This window comes from Citrobacter pasteurii, assembly GCF_019047765.1.
Taxonomy (GTDB): domain Bacteria; phylum Pseudomonadota; class Gammaproteobacteria; order Enterobacterales; family Enterobacteriaceae; genus Citrobacter; species Citrobacter pasteurii.
In genome coordinates, this window is record NZ_CP077262.1 from 2,878,602 (window position 1) to 2,896,207 (window position 17,606).

15 protein-coding genes and 1 pseudogene are annotated in these 17,606 nt (G+C 50.9%); 8 read left to right on the forward strand and 8 right to left on the reverse strand.

Annotated elements, in window-relative coordinates; all coding sequences use genetic code 11:
* The first annotated feature begins 23 nt into the window (after nucleotides 1-23).
* On the forward strand, nucleotides 24-746 hold the full coding sequence (gene folM, locus I6L54_RS14040; protein WP_005121177.1) for a dihydromonapterin reductase: 723 nt from the start codon (nucleotides 24-26) through the stop codon (nucleotides 744-746).
* On the opposite strand, the gene I6L54_RS14045 is transcribed toward folM, so the two are convergent.
* The gene (locus I6L54_RS14045; RefSeq protein ID WP_005121178.1) at nucleotides 743-1,078 is read right to left on the reverse strand and encodes a GlpM family protein; all 336 of its coding nucleotides are present in this window, start codon (nucleotides 1,076-1,078) and stop codon (nucleotides 743-745) included. The genes folM and I6L54_RS14045 overlap by 4 nt on opposite strands.
* Before the next feature lie 126 nt (nucleotides 1,079-1,204).
* On the opposite strand from I6L54_RS14045, the gene rstA reads away from it, so the two are divergent.
* Both rstA and I6L54_RS14055 read left to right on the forward strand, forming a co-directional pair.
* A complete protein-coding gene (gene rstA / locus I6L54_RS14050; protein ID WP_040233906.1) occupies nucleotides 1,205-1,939 on the forward strand; it encodes a two-component system response regulator RstA in 735 nt (244 codons plus the stop codon).
* Between the two features lie 245 nt (nucleotides 1,940-2,184).
* Entirely contained in the window at nucleotides 2,185-3,525 is a 1,341-nt protein-coding gene (locus I6L54_RS14055) for an L-cystine transporter (protein ID WP_040233863.1), read from the forward strand.
* Between the two features lie 52 nt (nucleotides 3,526-3,577).
* Here I6L54_RS14055 and I6L54_RS14060 read toward each other — a convergent pair whose 3' ends face one another.
* The 4 genes and pseudogenes from I6L54_RS14060 to I6L54_RS14075 all read right to left on the reverse strand — a co-directional run bounded on the left by I6L54_RS14060 (nucleotide 3,578) and on the right by I6L54_RS14075 (nucleotide 6,003).
* Nucleotides 3,578-4,606 carry a HoxN/HupN/NixA family nickel/cobalt transporter gene (locus I6L54_RS14060; protein ID WP_040233862.1) on the reverse strand — a complete coding sequence of 343 codons (1,029 nt, stop codon included), beginning with the start codon at nucleotides 4,604-4,606 and terminating at the stop codon, nucleotides 3,578-3,580.
* 115 nt (nucleotides 4,607-4,721) lie between these two features.
* A pseudogene (locus I6L54_RS14065) lies at nucleotides 4,722-5,027 on the reverse strand (aminoglycoside phosphotransferase family protein); the annotation flags it as partial.
* 65 nt (nucleotides 5,028-5,092) lie between these two features.
* Nucleotides 5,093-5,617 carry a hypothetical protein gene (locus tag I6L54_RS14070; protein WP_040233860.1) on the reverse strand — a complete coding sequence of 175 codons (525 nt, stop codon included), beginning with the start codon at nucleotides 5,615-5,617 and terminating at the stop codon, nucleotides 5,093-5,095.
* Nucleotides 5,618-5,658: 41 nt separating this feature from the next.
* Nucleotides 5,659-6,003 (reverse strand): DUF1294 domain-containing protein, encoded by a 345-nt coding sequence (locus I6L54_RS14075; RefSeq protein ID WP_040233859.1) that lies wholly within the window; start codon nucleotides 6,001-6,003, stop codon nucleotides 5,659-5,661.
* 206 nt (nucleotides 6,004-6,209) lie between these two features.
* Here I6L54_RS14075 and rstB point away from each other — a divergent pair, with 206 nt between their 5' ends.
* Both rstB and tus read left to right on the forward strand, forming a co-directional pair.
* Entirely contained in the window at nucleotides 6,210-7,511 is a 1,302-nt protein-coding gene (gene rstB / locus I6L54_RS14080) for a two-component system sensor histidine kinase RstB (RefSeq protein ID WP_040233858.1), read from the forward strand.
* Nucleotides 7,512-7,584: 73 nt separating this feature from the next.
* On the forward strand, nucleotides 7,585-8,514 hold the full coding sequence (gene tus / locus I6L54_RS14085) for a DNA replication terminus site-binding protein (RefSeq protein WP_040233857.1): 930 nt from the start codon (nucleotides 7,585-7,587) through the stop codon (nucleotides 8,512-8,514).
* Here tus and fumC read toward each other — a convergent pair.
* Both fumC and fumB read right to left on the reverse strand, forming a co-directional pair.
* On the reverse strand, nucleotides 8,511-9,914 hold the full coding sequence (fumC, locus tag I6L54_RS14090) for a class II fumarate hydratase (protein ID WP_005121188.1): 1,404 nt from the start codon (nucleotides 9,912-9,914) through the stop codon (nucleotides 8,511-8,513). The genes tus and fumC overlap by 4 nt on opposite strands.
* 141 nt (nucleotides 9,915-10,055) lie before the next feature.
* Complete coding sequence (fumB, locus tag I6L54_RS14095; RefSeq protein ID WP_005121189.1) at nucleotides 10,056-11,702, reverse strand: class I fumarate hydratase; 1,647 nt, start codon at nucleotides 11,700-11,702, stop codon at nucleotides 10,056-10,058.
* Nucleotides 11,703-11,965: 263 nt separating this feature from the next.
* Here fumB and manA point away from each other — a divergent pair, with 263 nt between their 5' ends.
* Nucleotides 11,966-13,141 (forward strand): mannose-6-phosphate isomerase, encoded by a 1,176-nt coding sequence (manA, locus tag I6L54_RS14100; RefSeq protein ID WP_040233856.1) that lies wholly within the window; start codon nucleotides 11,966-11,968, stop codon nucleotides 13,139-13,141.
* Nucleotides 13,142-13,248: 107 nt separating this feature from the next.
* On the forward strand, nucleotides 13,249-14,757 hold the full coding sequence (locus I6L54_RS14105) for a YdgA family protein (protein ID WP_040233904.1): 1,509 nt from the start codon (nucleotides 13,249-13,251) through the stop codon (nucleotides 14,755-14,757).
* A gap of 56 nt (nucleotides 14,758-14,813) precedes the next feature.
* Here I6L54_RS14105 and I6L54_RS14110 read toward each other — a convergent pair whose 3' ends face one another.
* Nucleotides 14,814-15,842, reverse strand: a complete 1,029-nt coding sequence (locus tag I6L54_RS14110) for a Mal regulon transcriptional regulator MalI (protein ID WP_040233854.1) — start codon at nucleotides 15,840-15,842, stop codon at nucleotides 14,814-14,816.
* A gap of 169 nt (nucleotides 15,843-16,011) precedes the next feature.
* Here I6L54_RS14110 and malX point away from each other — a divergent pair, with 169 nt between their 5' ends.
* Nucleotides 16,012-17,604 (forward strand): maltose/glucose-specific PTS transporter subunit IIBC, encoded by a 1,593-nt coding sequence (gene malX, locus I6L54_RS14115; protein WP_040233853.1) that lies wholly within the window; start codon nucleotides 16,012-16,014, stop codon nucleotides 17,602-17,604.
* Nucleotides 17,605-17,606 lie beyond the last annotated feature (2 nt).

A 17,606-nucleotide genomic window follows, 5' to 3' on the forward strand; every position in this document is an offset into this window, starting at 1 on the left:
GTTTGCGACTCATGGAGAACTCGATGGGTAAAAAGCCCGCTTTGCCAATACTTATCACCGGAGGGGGCCGTCGCATCGGTCTCGCCATCGCGTGGCATTTTCTGAATCAAAAGCAGCCAGTGATCGTCAGCTACCGGACACACTACCCGGCGATTGATGGCCTGCAAGAGGCGGGTGCACTGTGTATTCAGGCTGACTTCGCGACCGACGAAGGTGTACTCGCTTTTGCCAATGAAGTGAAAGCCCGTACCGAAGGTTTACGCGCTATTGTGCATAATGCCAGCGCCTGGCTTGCCGAAAAACCGGGGCTACCGCTTTCTGAGGTGCTGTCCAGTATGATGCAGATCCACGTGAATACCCCTTACCTGCTTAATCACGCGCTGGAAGGCCTGCTGCGCGGACATGGGCATGCAGCCAGCGATATTATCCATTTTACTGATTACGTCGTAGAACGCGGCAGTGACAAGCATATTGCGTATGCTGCCAGTAAAGCTGCTCTGGATAACATGACCCGTTCATTCGCCCGCAAACTGGCTCCGGAAGTGAAAGTTAACGCAATCGCCCCCTCGCTAATCCTGTTTAACGAGGGTGACGATGCAGAATATCGTCAGCAGGCGCTGAATAAATCATTGATGAAAACAGCGCCCGGTGAAAAAGAAGTCATTGATTTAATAGACTACCTGTTTACCAGCTGCTTTGTCACCGGCCGCAGCTTTGCCGTTGACGGTGGTCGCCACCTGCGCTAGTGCAGTTTTATCCAACAAAAGATCAGCAACCACGCGCTCAGGCTCCAGCAGACTACCGAGCCAATGAGCGCGACGGGTAAACGCATAAAACCAGTGAAGTACCACAGTGAAATGAGGTAGACAAAATAGGGAATAATCGACCACATGCTGAAGACGATAGTTGTACGTAATGCCTCTATTCCACGCTCACTGGCCACAATATAGTGAGCTATCAGCGCAAAGGTCGGGAACAGTGGAATTAACCCCGCAATATAATAATTCTTTGTTTTAGCCAGTAAACCAATCAGCACCACTACCAGCGCGCCCAGCGCCGCTTTTACTACGAGCCCCATCGTTTTGCCTTAACACATCAATAACATCAGCCTCTAGCATAACGGAAGCGTTCTCGTTTAGAAAAGATTAATGGAAGGAAAAACGATGGCGGTGTATGTTGGCGTTTTATATTCAAAATGAATGATATGAACACCATCGTATTTGTTGAAGATGATCCCGAAGTAGGTTCGCTGATTGCGGCCTATCTGGCCCGGCATGATATTGAGGTTATCGTTGAACCTCGTGGTGATTTGGCCGAAGTGAAAATTCTGCAAGTGCAACCCGATCTGGTGTTGTTAGATATTATGCTTCCAGGTAAGGACGGTATGACTATTTGCCGTGATTTGCGTGGGCGCTGGCAAGGTCCAATTGTCCTGCTGACTTCGCTGGACAGTGACATGAACCATATTCTGGCCCTCGAAATGGGTGCCTGCGATTATATCCTGAAAACCACACCACCGGCGGTGCTGCTCGCTCGCCTGCGCCTGCATTTACGCCAAAACGAACATTCAGCCCAGGCTAAAGGGATTCAGGCTGCCACCATCACCCCACACACCACGCTGCGTTTTGGCACCCTGACCATTGATCCAACAAATCGGTCTGTGCTGCTCGGCGGTGAACAAGTCGCCCTCTCTACGGCGGATTTTGAGTTACTTTGGGAACTGGCAACCCATGCCGGGCAGATTATGGACCGCGATGCGTTGCTAAAGAATCTGCGCGGCGTAAGTTATGACGGCATGGATCGCAGCGTGGATGTCGCGATCTCCCGGTTACGTAAAAAACTGCTCGATAACGCGACGGAACCCTACCGAATCAAAACGGTACGCAACAAAGGTTATTTGTTCGCGCCGCACGCCTGGGACGACGAGACTCAGAAGTAATCCGCCGGGCCGGTCACGTTGATCGGCCAAACTCACCCTTTCACGTTACACTGTCACATGCAATCGGCTACATAACAGGCATACAAACGCCATCCAGTTCCATTACACATTTTTTGTATGGCCGCTCACCTCCTCGCTCCCTATAATCCGTTCCGGTCCTGAACCCTTAGGGTTCATAGGTTTATTTCGCAATGACAACTCTCTTTCCGGCATTTCAGGTGCTGAATGAGGCAAGAGGCTACACTATGTTCGTTACGTTCGCGTATATCGCGTTTTTTTTGGTTTGTTCATGGGCTATTTTCAGAATCAACCAAAAAAATCACTCCCTTTCAAAAAGTGTCTTCATCGCTATTTTTTTAGGTGCCATTATCGGCTTATCCCTGCATCTCATTGCAACTGACGACAGTAAAACGGTTATCGACTGGTATAACGTTATTGGCAACGGCTATGTGAATTTACTGAAGCTGGTTGCGGTTCCGCTGATATTCATCTCTATTCTCTCGGCCATTAATAAGCTTGAAAACAATGCAGGCATTGGGAAAATGTCATTAACCATCGTCGGATGTATGCTCTGTCTGGTGATGATTGCCGGATTTGTTGGGCTACTGACAGCGCATGTATTAGGTCTGGACGCCAGCGCGTTTGTTCATATGCAGTCCACGCTGACGGCTGATGATGTGAGTAAAACGGCTGCCATTTCGCTGCCAAAACTAATTACATCGCTGATACCTACCAACATTTTTCTCGACCTGACTGGCGCCAGAAGCGTTTCCGTTATTGGCATAGTTATCTTCACGCTACTGGCTGGCGTGGCATTATTAAAGGTCAAACAAGACGCCCCGCAAGAAGGTGAAAAATTAAGTGCTGGCATTAACGCCATTCAGATTTGGGTGATGAAGATGGTACGCATCGTTATTGCCCTCACCCCTTATGGCGTGATGGCATTAATGGCTGGCGTATTTTCAGCATATCGCCTGGAGCAATTTGCCAGTCTGTTAGGCTTTATCGCCGCCTGTTATCTTGCAATTCTGGTGATGTTTATTGTTCATGCGCTAATACTGGTGCTGAGTGGCAATAATCCTGTTCACTATTTTAAAACCGTCTGGCCGGTATTAACCTTTGCATTTGTTTCACGCAGCAGTGCGGCATCTATTCCGCTGGCTATTTCCGCTCAGGAAAAGTTTGGCGTGCAAAATACAATTGCCAATATCGCGGCCTCATTTGGCTCAAGCATGGGTCAAAACGGCTGCGCAGGGATCTACCCTGCCATTATGGTAGCGATGATTGCGCCAACAATTGGGATTGATCCGCTATCGGTTCATTTTCTACTCGCCATGCTGCCTGCAATTGCGCTGGGCTCTATCGGCGTTGCTGGCGTAGGCGGCGGCGGAACATTCGCTGCGCTGATCGTCCTTTCAACGCTTAATTTCCCGGTCGCACTGGTGGGGATTTTCATCGCCATCGAGCCTGTTGTCGATATGGCCAGAACGGCATTAAACGTGAATGGTTCTATGATGTCAGGCGTGCTGGCAAACAGGTTCCTGAACAAGCGAGCTGAAGAACCGCAACGCGTCAACGCGAGTTAGTCAGTCTTTCTGTATGATTAAAGCCTTCTGTGAACAGGAAGGCTTTTTTGCATTAACTAAACGTCAGTCCGTCGTATTTTTTCCAACGGTAATTTACTGCAGAAATAATCCAGCAGCCGATAAAGAGGCCAATAATGGCAAACCCGACATTCCCCATATGGTCACTCAAATCACTGACGGCATCCCACAACCCTCCCTGCAGTGAAAACGCCTGCGAAAGAAGCCCCAGCGCCTCCACTCCGCCAATAAATAGCGCAACGATCACGGAAGTCCCGGTAATGGTCATATTGTAATAGAGCTTACGCTGCGGCTTATTGAACGCCCATCCGTAGGCCTCAACCATCAGAATACTGTCGAGGCAGTCAATCAGCGCCATACCGCAAGTAAACAGCGCCGGGAATACTAAAATGGACCAGACAGACATCCCGTTGGAGGCGCTTGAAGCCGATATGCCCAATAACGAGATTTCAGTCGCGGTGTCAAAGCCCAGGCCAAATAAGAAACCAACAAAATACATGTGCCAGTCTTTCCCAACCAACCTGAAGGCTGAGCGGAATAGCCAATTCAGCGGACCTGAAACCGTGGCATCTTCCGTGGAGAGATCATAAATACCGGAACGTTTCAGATGGCGGAACGTCTTCCAGACCTGACAGAAAATGATGAGGTTGATGGTAGCCAGAATAAGCAGAAATGCGGCAGAAACGGTGGTTCCGATAATTCCACCAATATTCTGAAACCATACCATATGCTGCTTAAACACGCTGGTGGTCAGAGCAATACCAATGCTTGCCAGCACGACGATGGTGGAGTGCCCGAGGGAAAACCAGGCTCCCGTCGTCAGGGCTCGTTTGTTCTGCTGCATGAGCTTTCGCGTCGCGTTATCGATAGCGGCGATATGGTCGGCATCGACTGCATGACGCAAACCATAACACCACGCGATCAGGCTCAGCGCCAGTAACGAAGTGTTGTTGCTAAACGCGGTGAAAGCCCATAGCCACGCGACGATGTTTGCCCCAATGAGTATAACCATCAACAAAAGAATGTTCGGGCGTTTTTTTAATAATGAAAGCAATGGGCTCATCGTTCACGGCCCGTTAAATTTGAACTCACCAACACACCACCGTTCACTGATTGATTATTAAAACGTTTACCAGACTAATGATAACCCTTAAGAATTACCAGCCCAGTGTCGTAGATCAAAGTTGATGACTACCTGAGGCGAGTTCCGCAATCGCTAACTCTGCGACACGCAGGGGGACCGTCGCACTGTCCCCCTCTTGCATAAACCTGGCGGACGATAGTCCACACCAGGCAATAATCCACATCAACAAACGTTGCCGTTCTATCCCGGCAGTTTCGCGCACGATATTCACGCGTTGCGTGAATATTTCAGGCTCAATGGCGACAGGCCTGGCGGGATCGGCAAGATCCGGATTGGTAAAGATATTGGCGTAATCAAACCCGCGCTCACCCACCAGTCCTTTGGGATCGATAGCCAGCCATTGACTACAGATTTATCCAATGCGGCCTCTTATTTGATTGAGCCTTGAGGCGATAAAACATATTGTTACTCCACTTTATAGGGAAATACATGAACAACGTTGCCTGCCAGTAGATACAATCCAAGGCTCTCGGTTCTTTGCTTAACTTCTTCAAGAGGACGTTGCAGATCGGGCTCACGTCCTCCCCATACCAGCAGCCCATTGTTGGCATAATGTTCCATGAACTCCAGGGTTTTGCCATTATCAAGCGCGATAACCACCCTGCTCACTTTTAGCAGTTGCAGAGAACCGTCATCATCTGCAATAAACATCCCTGTTATACAGGAATCAGATTCTTTGATCGGGAGCGGTGAAACAATCATGCCATTGGCCGCTACAGGTTTGAAATCCAGTTGCGAGGTCTTCACTTCTTCTGACGTTTGATACGGAATTCTGCCGCCCCAAATATGGATCCCGTCAGGGATTCCCTCCGGTAACGGTTGTGGGCTACCAGCCAGTTCAAGCGATTTGTCATCAGCAAACTCAACAACAATACTGCGACCGTTTTGTAAGGCTAAATCGCCATTCTGGTCGATAATATAGATCTTCATATCATCCTGTCTCCGCTGTTTTTAATGCTCGTGATTGATGCTCAGGAAGATGAAAATGCAAAGAGCCAATAAACAGCTGCCATCGCTGAAACACTCAGTAAGATACTGATTATGAAATAGGTTTTAAATGGCTGTTTTTGTGTTTTATGGCGAAAGAGTTGTTGGCCCGCAATCGCACCAGGCCACCCGCCCACCACGCCAAACACCAGCAAAGTGGATTCTGGCACTCTGCGCCAGGCCTTACGCGCCGCCATTTTATCTGCGCCGTAAATCACCAGCGTCAAAACATTAGCAAGCAGGCACCACATGACAAAGGGATGTGAGGTGAACATACTGCCTGACGCAGCCAAAATCAGTAGCAAGTAACAGAAACGATTGAGGTTCATTTTATTCGTTGTGGAATAGATCAGAATGCATCAAAGCCGCATTATACGTCATACATGCCAAAGCGCCGAGCGGAGCATGGCAATGCAGAAATAGTGGATACAGTGTAATCTGCTCCACTGAGTGTGTTTGATGGCATTCGGAAAGTTATCCGCATCCGCACATTTTCGATGAGATTTGCTAACCCTTTGAGCGTCTGGTGATTTTGATGAAAAAGCTGTTTGTGCAGTTTTATCTCTTGTTGTTTGTCTGTTTTCTGGTGATGACCCTGCTGGTTGGCCTGGTGTACAAATTCACCGCAGAACGTGCAGGCAGACAGTCGCTCGACGACTTGATGAAAAGCTCGTTGTACCTGATGCGCAGCGAATTACGCGAAATCCCACCGCGTGACTGGGGGAAAACCCTGAAAGAGATGGATTTAAATCTGTCTTTTGATCTTCGCGTAGAACCGTTGAATAAATACCATCTGGATGCTCCCACCATGCAGCGCTTGCGGGAAGGCGATATCGTTGCGCTCGACGATCAGTACACCTTTATTCAACGGATTCCGCGAAGCCACTATGTACTAGCCGTCGGCCCGGTACCTTATCTCTATTTCCTGCACCAGATGCGCTTGCTGGACGTCGCACTGATGGCCTTCATTGCTATTTCATTGGCCTTCCCTGTGCTGATCTGGATGCGCCCACACTGGCAAGAGATGCTCAGACTGGAGGCCGCTGCGCAGCGTTTTGGTGAAGGGCATCTTAATGAGCGGTTGCACTTTGACAGCGGATCAAGCTTTGAGCGTCTGGGCGTGGCGTTTAACCAAATGGCAGACAATATCAATGCCCTGATTGCCAGTAAGAAACAGCTGATAGACGGCATTGCCCATGAGCTTCGTACCCCACTGGTACGTTTACGTTATCGGCTGGAAATGAGCGATAACCTCACCGAGCAGGAATCGCAGGCGCTAAACCGCGATATTGGTCAACTGGAAGCGTTAATTGAAGAATTGCTCACCTATGCTCGTCTGGATCGGCCGCAAAATGAGCTAAAACTCAGTGTTCCGGACCTGCACATGTGGCTAACAACCCATCTGGAAGATGTACAAAGCGTCAATCCCGATCGTTCGGTACGCCTGCGCCATCTTCAGATCGGAGACTACGGCGCGCTGGATATGCGTTTGATGGAGCGTGTGCTGGATAATTTATTAAACAACGCGCTGCGTTACTGCCAGTCTACTGTGCAAGCCAGCCTGCAACTCAATGGGAGTCAGGCAACGCTGATCGTCGAAGATGATGGCCCCGGCATCGCGCCAGCTGCGCGCGAGCAAATTTTTGAACCGTTTGTACGTCTGGATCCCAGCCGTGACCGGGCGACAGGTGGCTGCGGACTTGGCCTCGCCATCGTCCACTCCATCGCTCTGGCTATGGGCGGTACTGTGATCTGTGATGAAAGTGAACTGGGTGGTGCCCGCTTCTCCTTCAGTTGGCCTGTCTGGCATAACATACCTGAATTTTCAGCTGCCTGACCTACACCGCTCGGTGGTCAGGCTGAGTGTCTTGTGCTATAAAAAAGTATGTTGTAACTAAAATGGTAAACCTATGGCTCGCTATGATCTTGTCGAACGCTTAAACGGAACCTTTCGCCAGATGGAACAACAACTGGCACACCTCACCGGGCAATTGCAACAGCAGACGCTGCTGGTTGCTCGCGTGTTCTCTTTGCCGGAGGTGGTGAAAGAGGCAGAACACGCGCCACTGGAAACCATCGACGTTAAACAGCACCTGGGTAAAGAGGCGGAAACCCTGGCACTACGCCACTTTCGCCACCTGTTTATTCAACAGCAGTCCGAGAATCGCAGTAGCAAAGCGGCTGTCCGCCTGCCGGGGGTACTCTGCTATCAGGTGAATACCGGCACACAAGCCGTGCTGGAAGAGCAAATACAACGTATTAATCAGCTTAAAACCACCTTTGAGCGTATTGTCACCGTAGATTCTGGTCTGCCATCGGCGGCGCGTTTTGAATGGGTGCACCGCCACCTGCCGGGGCTGATTACGTTGAACGCCTATCGAACGCTAACGGTCGTCAGAGATCCGGCTACCCTACGATTTGGCTGGGCCAACAAGCATATTATTAAGAACCTGACACGTGATGAGGTACTGCAACAACTGGAAAAGAGCCTGACATCACCGCGCAGCGTGCATCCGTGGACTCGCGAAGAGTGGCAGGCCAGGCTTGAGCGCGAATATCAGGACATTGCTGCCCTGCCACAGCAGGCAAAATTGAAGATCAAACGCCCGGTCAAAGTACAACCCATCGCTCGTGTCTGGTACAAAGGGCAGCAAAAACAGGTGCAATATGCCTGCCCGACGCCATTAATTGCGCTAATAAATAACGAAAACGGCATGACGGTGCCGGATATCGGAGGATTACTGAACTACGATGCTGATAATGTTCAGCACCGTTTTAAACCTCAGGCGCAACCGTTAAGACTGATTATCCCACGGCTGCACCTGTATGTAGCGGATTAACGACCTGGTCGCATGCTACCGACCATCAGTTCCGGGCGGACCCAACTGTCGAATTCGGCCTCGGTTAAATATCCCAGCGCCAGGGCTGACGCTTTTAAAGTCAGTCCTTCTTTATGCGCCTTTTTAGCAATCTCAGCCGCTTTATCGTAACCGATATGGGTGTTTAGCGCGGTTACCAGCATCAGTGACTCGTTGAGCAACTGATCAATGCGTTCACGATTTGGCTCGATCCCTGTCGCACAGTGTTCGTTGAAGCTTTCCATACCATCAGCCAACAGGCGAACCGATTGCAGGAAGTTGTGGATAACCATCGGGCGATAGACGTTCAGTTCAAAATTCCCTGAAGCCCCGCCAATATTAACGGCAACATCGTTACCCATGACCTGACAGCACAACATAGTCAGGGCTTCACATTGTGTCGGGTTAACCTTACCCGGCATGATGGAACTGCCCGGTTCATTTTCAGGAATAGAAATTTCACCAATGCCGCAGCGCGGACCGGATGCCAGCCAGCGTACATCATTGGCGATTTTCATCAGCGATGCGGCCAGGCCTTTGAGCGCACCGTGGGCATGTACCAGTGCATCACAGGTGGCTAGCGCTTCGAATTTATTCGGCGCGGTAACAAAAGGTGCAGAAGTCAACGCAGCCAGTTCATCCGCAACCCGCCCGGCATATTCCGGGTGGGTGTTCAGCCCGGTCCCTACCGCCGTACCGCCCAACGCCAGTTCAGCAACGTGCGGCAGACTATGTTCAATATGCTTCAGGTTATGTTCCAGCATTGCCACCCAGCCTGAGATTTCCTGGCCCAGCGTCAGGGGCGTCGCATCCTGTAAATGGGTTCTGCCGATTTTGACAATGTCGGCGAAGGCATGCGATTTTTCACGTAACGTGGTGGTCAACACATTCAGCTGAGGAATCAGATGCTCACGCAAAGCCAACAGCGCGGCGACATGCATTGCCGTGGGAAAAACATCATTTGAACTTTGGCTTTTGTTGACGTCATCGTTCGGATGTATTTTTCGCTCCATCCCCCGCACACCACCCAACAATTCGCTGGCCCGGTTTGCCAGCACCTCATTCATATTCATATTGCTTTGCGTGCCGGAGCCAGTCTGCCAGATAGCCAGCGGAAACTCATCACGATGTTTGTCTGCCAGCACCTCGTCTGCAGCCTGCATGATGGCGGAGGCTTTCTCCGCAGCCAGCAACCCCAAATCCTGGTTAACCTTCGCAGCGGCCCGCTTAGTCAGCGCCAGCGCGTGGATCAGCGAGACCGGCATTTTCTCTGTTGAAATGCGAAAATGCTCCAGCGATCGTTGAGTTTGCGCGCCCCAGAGTTTATCGGCCGGAACATCGATCGCACCCATTGAATCATTCTCGCGGCGTACCGTTACCATTACCTGCTCCTTATATTAACGATTGATTAGGTTATGTTTCGACATTGCCCACTTGCATTGGTCTTATGAGTATTAACGAGGAAAAAACTGTCGTTTGGTGGTTCGTGCGGTAAAAAAAACCGCCCCGTAGGGCGGCTGACGTTACTTAACGCAGCGTGCGCACTGCGACGTCTGAATTTGCTGGAAGAAATCGTTCCCTTTGTCATCCACCAGGATAAACGCCGGGAAATCTTCCACTTCAATTTTCCAGATGGCTTCCATCCCCAGTTCGGGATATTCCACGCACTCCAGACTCTTGATACTGCCCTGAGCCAGCACAGCCGCTGGCCCGCCAATGCTGCCTAAGTAGAAACCGCCATGCTTATGGCAAGCGTCAGTAACCTGCTGGCTGCGGTTTCCTTTTGCCAGCATGATCATACTCCCGCCCGCGGCCTGAAGCTGATCAACATAGGAATCCATGCGACCGGCAGTGGTTGGACCAAGCGAGCCAGATGCATAACCTTCCGGCGTTTTTGCCGGTCCGGCGTAATAGATTGGGTGATCTTTAACATACTGCGGCAAACTTTCACCGTTATCCAGACGTTCTTTCAGTTTCGCATGCGCTATGTCACGTCCAACGATGATCGTACCATTCAGCGACAAGCGGGTAGAAACCGGATATTGCGACAACTGTGCCAGGATATCCTTCATCGGACGGTTCAGGTCGACGCGCACGGCTTCGCCTTCACCTGCCTGACGCAGTTCTTCCGGGATATATTTGCCAGGATTGTGTTCGAGCTTCTCAATCCAGATCCCTTCACGGTTGATCCTGGCTTTAATATTACGATCCGCTGAACAAGAAACGCCCATGCCAACCGGGCACGACGCGCCGTGACGCGGCAAGCGGATCACACGGATATCGTGCGCGAAATATTTCCCGCCAAACTGGGCACCTAAACCAAGGTTCTGCGCTTCAATCAGCAACTCTTTTTCCAGTTCAACATCACGGAATGCCTGACCGTGCTCGTTACCTTCGGTCGGCAGCTCATCGTAGTATTTCGCCGAAGCCAGTTTCACCGTTTTCAGCGTGGCTTCTGCGGACGTTCCGCCAATCACAAACGCGATGTGGTACGGTGGGCAAGCTGCGGTTCCCAGCGTACGCATCTTCTCCACCAGGTAATTTTTTAATTTGCCAGGCGTGAGCAGCGCTTTGGTTTCCTGGTACAGATAGGTTTTGTTCGCCGAACCGCCGCCTTTGGCAATACACAGGAATTTGTATTCATCGCCGTCGACGGTATACAAGTCAATCTGTGCTGGCAGATTGGTACCGGTGTTCACCTCTTTGTACATATCCAGCGCGGCGTTTTGTGAATAGCGCAGGTTATCTTCGATGTAGGTGTTATAAACCCCACGCGCCAGCGCCGCTTCGTCACCGCCGCCGGTCCAGACACGCTGTCCTTTTTTACCCACGATAATCGCCGTGCCAGTGTCCTGACATGTTGGCAGGATGCCCTTTGCCGCGATATCAGAGTTACGCAGGAATTGCAGGGCGACATATTTATCGTTTTCGCTGGCATCCGGATCACGCAGAATGTCTGCAACCTGCTGCTGATGTGCAGGTCGCAACATAAACGATGCGTCATGAAACGCCTGGCGAGCCAGCAAAGTTAAGGCCTCAGGCGCAACTTTGACAATCTCCTGCCCTTCAAATTCGGCAACGGAAACATGGTCGTTGGTCAGCAGATAGTATTCGGTATCATCCTTTTTGAGGGGAAAAGGATGCTGATAATGAAAGGGTTTGTTTGACATTGTGCTCTCACTTACTGCTCGGTCTGGTTATTCTCTGGGCAGATGTTCCATTGCCCTGCTTCCCTGCCGCAGATCGGGTTGTAGAAGGTATGGCTTTCTGCAACCAGAATTACTCAGGGTATTAAAAGCGAGTCACCATATCCTACACAATTTTTTAACAAAAACTGAGACTAGTACGACTTTTTGCACGTGCAGGTTACTTCGTCCGGGGTTTCTTGGTTTAATAGCCAGAGATTTTTCAACATTGAAACAGGGCATTGATAATGCAAAAACTGATCAACTCAGTGCAACACTACGCCTGGGGAAGTAAAACTGCGTTAACGGAACTTTATGGCATTGCCAACCCAACCCAGCAGCCAATGGCCGAACTGTGGATGGGGGCTCATCCGAAAAGCAGCTCGCAGGTTCAAGGGGCCGATGGCCAACCCGTTGCTCTGCGCGATGTTATCGAGCACGATAAATCCGCACTGTTAGGCGATGCCGTAGCAAAACGCTTTGGCGAACTGCCCTTCCTGTTTAAAGTGCTCTGCGCCGCGCAACCCCTTTCGATTCAGGTCCATCCGAACAAACACAACTCTGAGATAGGATTCGCCAAAGAAAACGCAGCCGGGATCCCAATGGATGCCGCTGAGCGTAACTACAAAGATCCGAACCACAAGCCAGAGCTGGTTTTTGCCCTGACGCCATTCCTGGCGATGAATGCGTTTCGCGAGTTCTCTGACATCGTTGCGTTGTTACAACCGGTTGCGGGCGCGCATCCTGCCATTGCTCACTTTTTGCAGGAACCCGGTGCCGAGCGCCTGAGCTACCTTTTCGCCAGCCTGTTAAATATGCAGGATCAGGAAAAATCGCATGCACTGGCAATACTGAAATCAGCCCTTAACAGCCAGCAAGGCGAACCGTGGCAGACTATTCGCCTTATCGCTGATGTCTACCCGAACGACAGTGGTCTTTTCTCCCCACTGCTGCTGAATGTGGTGAAGCTAAATCCTGGCGAAGCGATGTTCCTGTTCGCCGAAACGCCGCACGCCTATCTGCAAGGTGTGGCACTTGAGGTCATGGCTAACTCGGACAACGTGCTGCGTGCAGGGCTGACACCGAAATATATCGATATTCCGGAGCTGGTGGCCAACGTTAAATTTGTCGCAAAACCGGCGAACCAACTGTTGACCACGCCGGTCAAAACCGGTGGTGAACTCGACTTCCCGATCCCGGTTGATGATTTCGCCTTCTCCCTGCATGAACTGTCTACCGGGGAAGCCGTAATTAGCCAGCACAGCGCGGCAATTTTGTTCTGCATAGAAGGTGAAGCGCTACTGAGCAAAGGCGATCAACGTCTGGTACTAAAACCGGGGGAATCCGCATTTATTAGTGCGAATGAATCGCCAATAAGTGTCAGCGGCGTCGGCCGTTTAGCGCGTGTTTACAACAGGCTCTAGCAAGATACTGATATTTTTAACAACTCTTGCTAAGCTAGTAGAGAGTTAAAAACATGTCACTCCTCCAGGCGTCTTCAAACGCCTGGTTTTATTTTATGGATATCGAAATGAAAAAATCGCTGGTAGCTGCGGGTGTGGTGGTTGCGCTGGGTATCGTCTGGACGGGCGGCGCATGGTACACCGGAAAGAAACTGGAAACGCATCTCGCCGAGATGGTGACGCAGGCAAATGATCAGATCAAACGCTACTCACCTGAGGCAGGAATTGAACTGAGTTATCAAAACTACCAGCGCGGCGTGTTCAATAGCCAACTGCAACTGGTAGTGAAACCCATCGCCGGACAGGAAAACGCATGGCTGAAAGCAGGCCAAACTATCGTTCTGGATGAAACGGTGGATCACGGCCCCTTCCCGTTAACCCAGCTTAAGTCATTGAACCTCATTCCTGCTATGGCTTCGGTGAGAACCACACTGGTGAATAACGATGTCACTAAGCCATTGTTTGATATAGCCAAAGGCGAGTCTCCTTTCGTCATCAACTCCCGTATTAGCTATAGTGGCGACACCCGTTCCGATCTCTCCCTCAAACCGTTGAACTACGAGAAAGGCGACGAAAAAGTGGCCTTTAGCGGTGGCGAATTCCAGTTCACCGCAGATAAAGACGGTAACGCGGTTTCCCTGACGGGCACTGCGCAAAGCGGTCAGGTTAATGCAGTCAACGAATACGATCAGAAGGTACAAATTACCTTTAATAACCTGACAACCGAAGGGTCCAGCAGCGTCGCCAGTTTTGGTGAACGCATCGGCGACCAAAAGCTGGCACTCGATAAGCTGTCGATATCGGTCGAAGGCAAAGAGCTGGCCGTGCTGGAAGGGATGGGAATTGATGGTAAATCCGATCTGACTAACAATGGAAAAACCGTGAACAGTCAGTTGGATTACACCCTGAACAGCCTTAAATTACAGGGTCAGGATTTGGGTAGCGGTAAGCTGACGCTGAAAGTGGGTCAGATTGACGGTGAAGCCCTGCATCAGTTCAGCCAGCAGTACAGTGCCCAAACCAAGGCGCTGATGTCGCAGATTGATGTCGTCCAAAACCCAGAGCTGTATCAGCAGAAAGTCACGGAAGCGTTCTTTAATGCGCTGCCTATTCTGATGAAGGGTGAACCGGTAATCACCATTGCGCCGTTAAGCTGGAAAAATGCGAAAGGCGAAACGACGTTTAACCTGTCGCTGCTGCTCAAAGATCCAACCGCGACCAAAGAAGAGCCACAAACGCTGGCTCAGGAAGTGGATCGTTCCGTCAAATCACTGGACGCGAAGCTGACTATTCCTGTGGATATGGCGACTGAGTTCATGACACAGATAGCCAAAATTGAAGGCTATCAGCAGGAGCAAGCCGCGGGTCTGGCGAAACAGCAGGTCAATGGTCTGGCTGCGATGGGGCAGATGTTCCGCATTACCACGATGCAGGACAACACCATCGGCTCCAGCCTGCAGTACACCAATGGCCAGGTAACGCTCAACGGGCAGAAAATGCCGCTGGATGAGTTTGTTGGTATGTTCGGTATGCCGACCCTTGGCGAGCCGGATGTTCCGGCAGTTCCACAACAGTAATTCTTCTCTGAACCAAGCCCGATAATACCGCTTATCGGGCTTTTGATTTCGGCAAGCTACTTCTGCGTGACCAGTCGGGCGGAAAGCGTCAGATTGCGGGAATGGCTGTCATCATTACCAATGCGCTGCAGTATACGTTCAGCCAGGGTATAACCCATTTCGCGTGCCGGGGTACTGGCCCAGATAATGGGAATATCATCCAGCGCGTTTTCCGCCACATCCGCAAATCCAGCCAGTGAAACTTGCTGTTCAAAATAGCGATCGACGCCAATTTCGCCGCTCTGACGCCCCGCTCTCATCAGACCAAACCAGGCGCCAACAGCGATGGTTTCGTTGTAACACACTACGGCGCTGATCGTCGGGTTACGGCGTAACAGTGCAGTAACGGCTTCGGCAGCCTGCTTTTGACTGGATGAACACTCCAGAACCCAATCACTATGAAACGGTAAACCATATTTTAGCAGCGTCGCACAATAGCCGCCGACACGCTCTGCGCGGGTTAAAGAAGAACTCTGTCCACCCAGCCACGCGATGCGCTGGTGGCCGTGCCGAATGAGATGCTCAACCAACAATTGTGCTGCCTGCATGTTGTCGGGTCGGACCGTGTCGACGTCATCCAGGTAACTGGCTCGTGAGGCAAATACTACCGGAATCCCTTTTTCTTCAGCCAACTGTCGCAGCGCATCACTGCTGTCAGCTGCACCTGCAATGACTACGCCATCCACGCCCTGATTAAGTAGCATTGCGAAACGCTGAGCCAATTGCTCACCGTCTTTGCCGCCGTGTAAAAGAAAGACCATCCGACCCTGTGCTTCTAATGCTTCCGTCAGGCCTGCCGTCAGTTCAGCATAAAATGGCGCAGACAGATCGCGTACAATCAGCCCGACCACACCACTCTGACCGCCACGCAGCACCGATGCCTGACGATTACGTACGAACCCCAACTGCTCAATGGCAGCGTTTACCCGCTCCCCGGTTGCGGATGAGATACGCCCTTTTCCACTAAGCACCAATGAGACTGTACTGACCGAAACCCCGGCAGCCAGCGCAACATCATGGATGGTTATTTTTTTGGCTATAGCCATAAAAACAGAAAACTCCCTGATAACGTGACAGATAAAACGTTTTATCAATCGGTTATAGTTATACGCTGTATTATCATTCGATAATGTGATTTATACCGCACTAAAATTAGGTAAAACGTTTTATCTTCTCGCCATCATTAGTCACCGAGCTTTCACGAGGAGTCGTTAGATGACGACGAGAACCACACCAAAAATAACGTTATGGGAATTTTTCCAGCAGTTGGGCAAAACCTTTATGTTGCCCGTGGCTCTGCTCTCCTTCTGCGGAATCATGTTGGGGATCGGCAGTTCGTTAAGCAGTCACGATGTCTTAACGCTGATCCCCGCATTGGGTAACCCGGTGCTTCAGGCTCTTTTTACCTGGATGAGTAAAGTCGGCTCTTTCGCATTTAGTTTCTTACCCGTGATGTTCTGTATTGCTATTCCTCTCGGTCTGGCACGCGAGAACAAAGGTGTGGCGGCATTTGCTGGGTTTGTTGGCTATGCGGTCATGAACCTTGCCGTTAACTTCTGGTTGACGGCGAAAGGGATTTTACCTACCACTGATGCGGCAATCCTGAAGGCCAATAACATACAAAACATCCTGGGGATCCAGTCGATCGACACCGGGATCCTCGGTGCAGTCATCGCTGGGATCATTGTCTGGATGCTGCACGAGCGCTTCCATAACATTCGCCTCCCGGATGCGTTGGCTTTCTTCGGCGGCACCCGTTTTGTCCCTATCATCTCTTCACTGGTCATGGGGCTGGTTGGATTAGTTATCCCTCTGATCTGGCCTGTATTTGCGATGGGTATTACCGGGCTCGGCAATATCATCAACAGCGCAGGTGAATTTGGTCCGATGCTGTTTGGTACCGGCGAACGTCTTCTGCTGCCTTTTGGCCTGCACCATATTCTGGTGGCCCTCATTCGCTTTACTGAAGCGGGCGGTACCCAGGAAGTGTGTGGTCATAGCGTCAGTGGCGCACTCACTATTTTCCAGGCGCAGCTGAGTTGCCCAACCACGCAAGGCTTCTCTGAAAGCGCAACACGCTTCCTGTCTCAGGGCAAAATGCCGGCATTCCTCGGCGGTTTGCCGGGTGCAGCATTAGCGATGTATCACTGTGCTCGTCCTGAGAATCGACATAAAATTAAAGGGTTATTAATTTCTGGTCTGATTGCCTGCGTCATTGGCGGTACCACCGAACCACTGGAATTCTTGTTCTTGTTTGTTGCCCCAGTTCTGTACGTGATCCACGCCTTATTGACCGGCCTCGGCTTTACCGTGATGGCGGTACTCGGTGTGACTATCGGCAACACAGACGGTAACCTGATTGACTTCGTGGTGTTCGGGATCCTGCACGGGTTGTCCACCAAGTGGTACCTGGTCCCTGTTGTCGCGGCAATCTGGTTTGCGGTGTACTACGTTATCTTCCGCTTCGCGATCACCCGCTTTAATCTGAAGACCCCGGGCCGTGATGTCGATGTTGCCAGCAATATTGAGAAAGTGATGGCAGGCACACCCGGTAAATCTGGCTACAATGTCCCGGCAATTCTGGCGGCATTGGGTGGCGCGGAGAATATCGTTAGTCTGGATAACTGCATTACGCGTTTGCGTTTGTCGGTCAAAGATATGTCACGCGTAAATGTCCAGGCACTGAAAGACAACCGGGCCATTGGCGTGGTACAGCTCAATCAACATAACCTTCAGGTCGTTATTGGCCCGCAGGTCCAGTCAGTGAAAGACGAAATCGCGGTTCTGATGAATACAGTACAGGCGTAAGG

What these genes read in the sequence shown, in the direction of transcription:
- folM (WP_005121177.1), top strand. Translation starts at nt 24, where the DNA reads ATGGGTAAAAAGCCCGCTTTGCCAATACTTATCACCGGAGGGGGCCGT.
- I6L54_RS14045 (WP_005121178.1), bottom strand. Translation starts at nt 1,078, where the DNA reads ATGGGGCTCGTAGTAAAAGCGGCGCTGGGCGCGCTGGTAGTGGTGCTG.
- rstA (WP_040233906.1), top strand. Translation starts at nt 1,205, where the DNA reads ATGAACACCATCGTATTTGTTGAAGATGATCCCGAAGTAGGTTCGCTG.
- I6L54_RS14055 (WP_040233863.1), top strand. Translation starts at nt 2,185, where the DNA reads ATGTTCGTTACGTTCGCGTATATCGCGTTTTTTTTGGTTTGTTCATGG.
- I6L54_RS14060 (WP_040233862.1), bottom strand. Translation starts at nt 4,606, where the DNA reads ATGAGCCCATTGCTTTCATTATTAAAAAAACGCCCGAACATTCTTTTG.
- I6L54_RS14070 (WP_040233860.1), bottom strand. Translation starts at nt 5,617, where the DNA reads ATGAAGATCTATATTATCGACCAGAATGGCGATTTAGCCTTACAAAAC.
- I6L54_RS14075 (WP_040233859.1), bottom strand. Translation starts at nt 6,003, where the DNA reads ATGAACCTCAATCGTTTCTGTTACTTGCTACTGATTTTGGCTGCGTCA.
- rstB (WP_040233858.1), top strand. Translation starts at nt 6,210, where the DNA reads ATGAAAAAGCTGTTTGTGCAGTTTTATCTCTTGTTGTTTGTCTGTTTT.
- tus (WP_040233857.1), top strand. Translation starts at nt 7,585, where the DNA reads ATGGCTCGCTATGATCTTGTCGAACGCTTAAACGGAACCTTTCGCCAG.
- fumC (WP_005121188.1), bottom strand. Translation starts at nt 9,914, where the DNA reads ATGGTAACGGTACGCCGCGAGAATGATTCAATGGGTGCGATCGATGTT.
- fumB (WP_005121189.1), bottom strand. Translation starts at nt 11,702, where the DNA reads ATGTCAAACAAACCCTTTCATTATCAGCATCCTTTTCCCCTCAAAAAG.
- manA (WP_040233856.1), top strand. Translation starts at nt 11,966, where the DNA reads ATGCAAAAACTGATCAACTCAGTGCAACACTACGCCTGGGGAAGTAAA.
- I6L54_RS14105 (WP_040233904.1), top strand. Translation starts at nt 13,249, where the DNA reads ATGAAAAAATCGCTGGTAGCTGCGGGTGTGGTGGTTGCGCTGGGTATC.
- I6L54_RS14110 (WP_040233854.1), bottom strand. Translation starts at nt 15,842, where the DNA reads ATGGCTATAGCCAAAAAAATAACCATCCATGATGTTGCGCTGGCTGCC.
- malX (WP_040233853.1), top strand. Translation starts at nt 16,012, where the DNA reads ATGACGACGAGAACCACACCAAAAATAACGTTATGGGAATTTTTCCAG.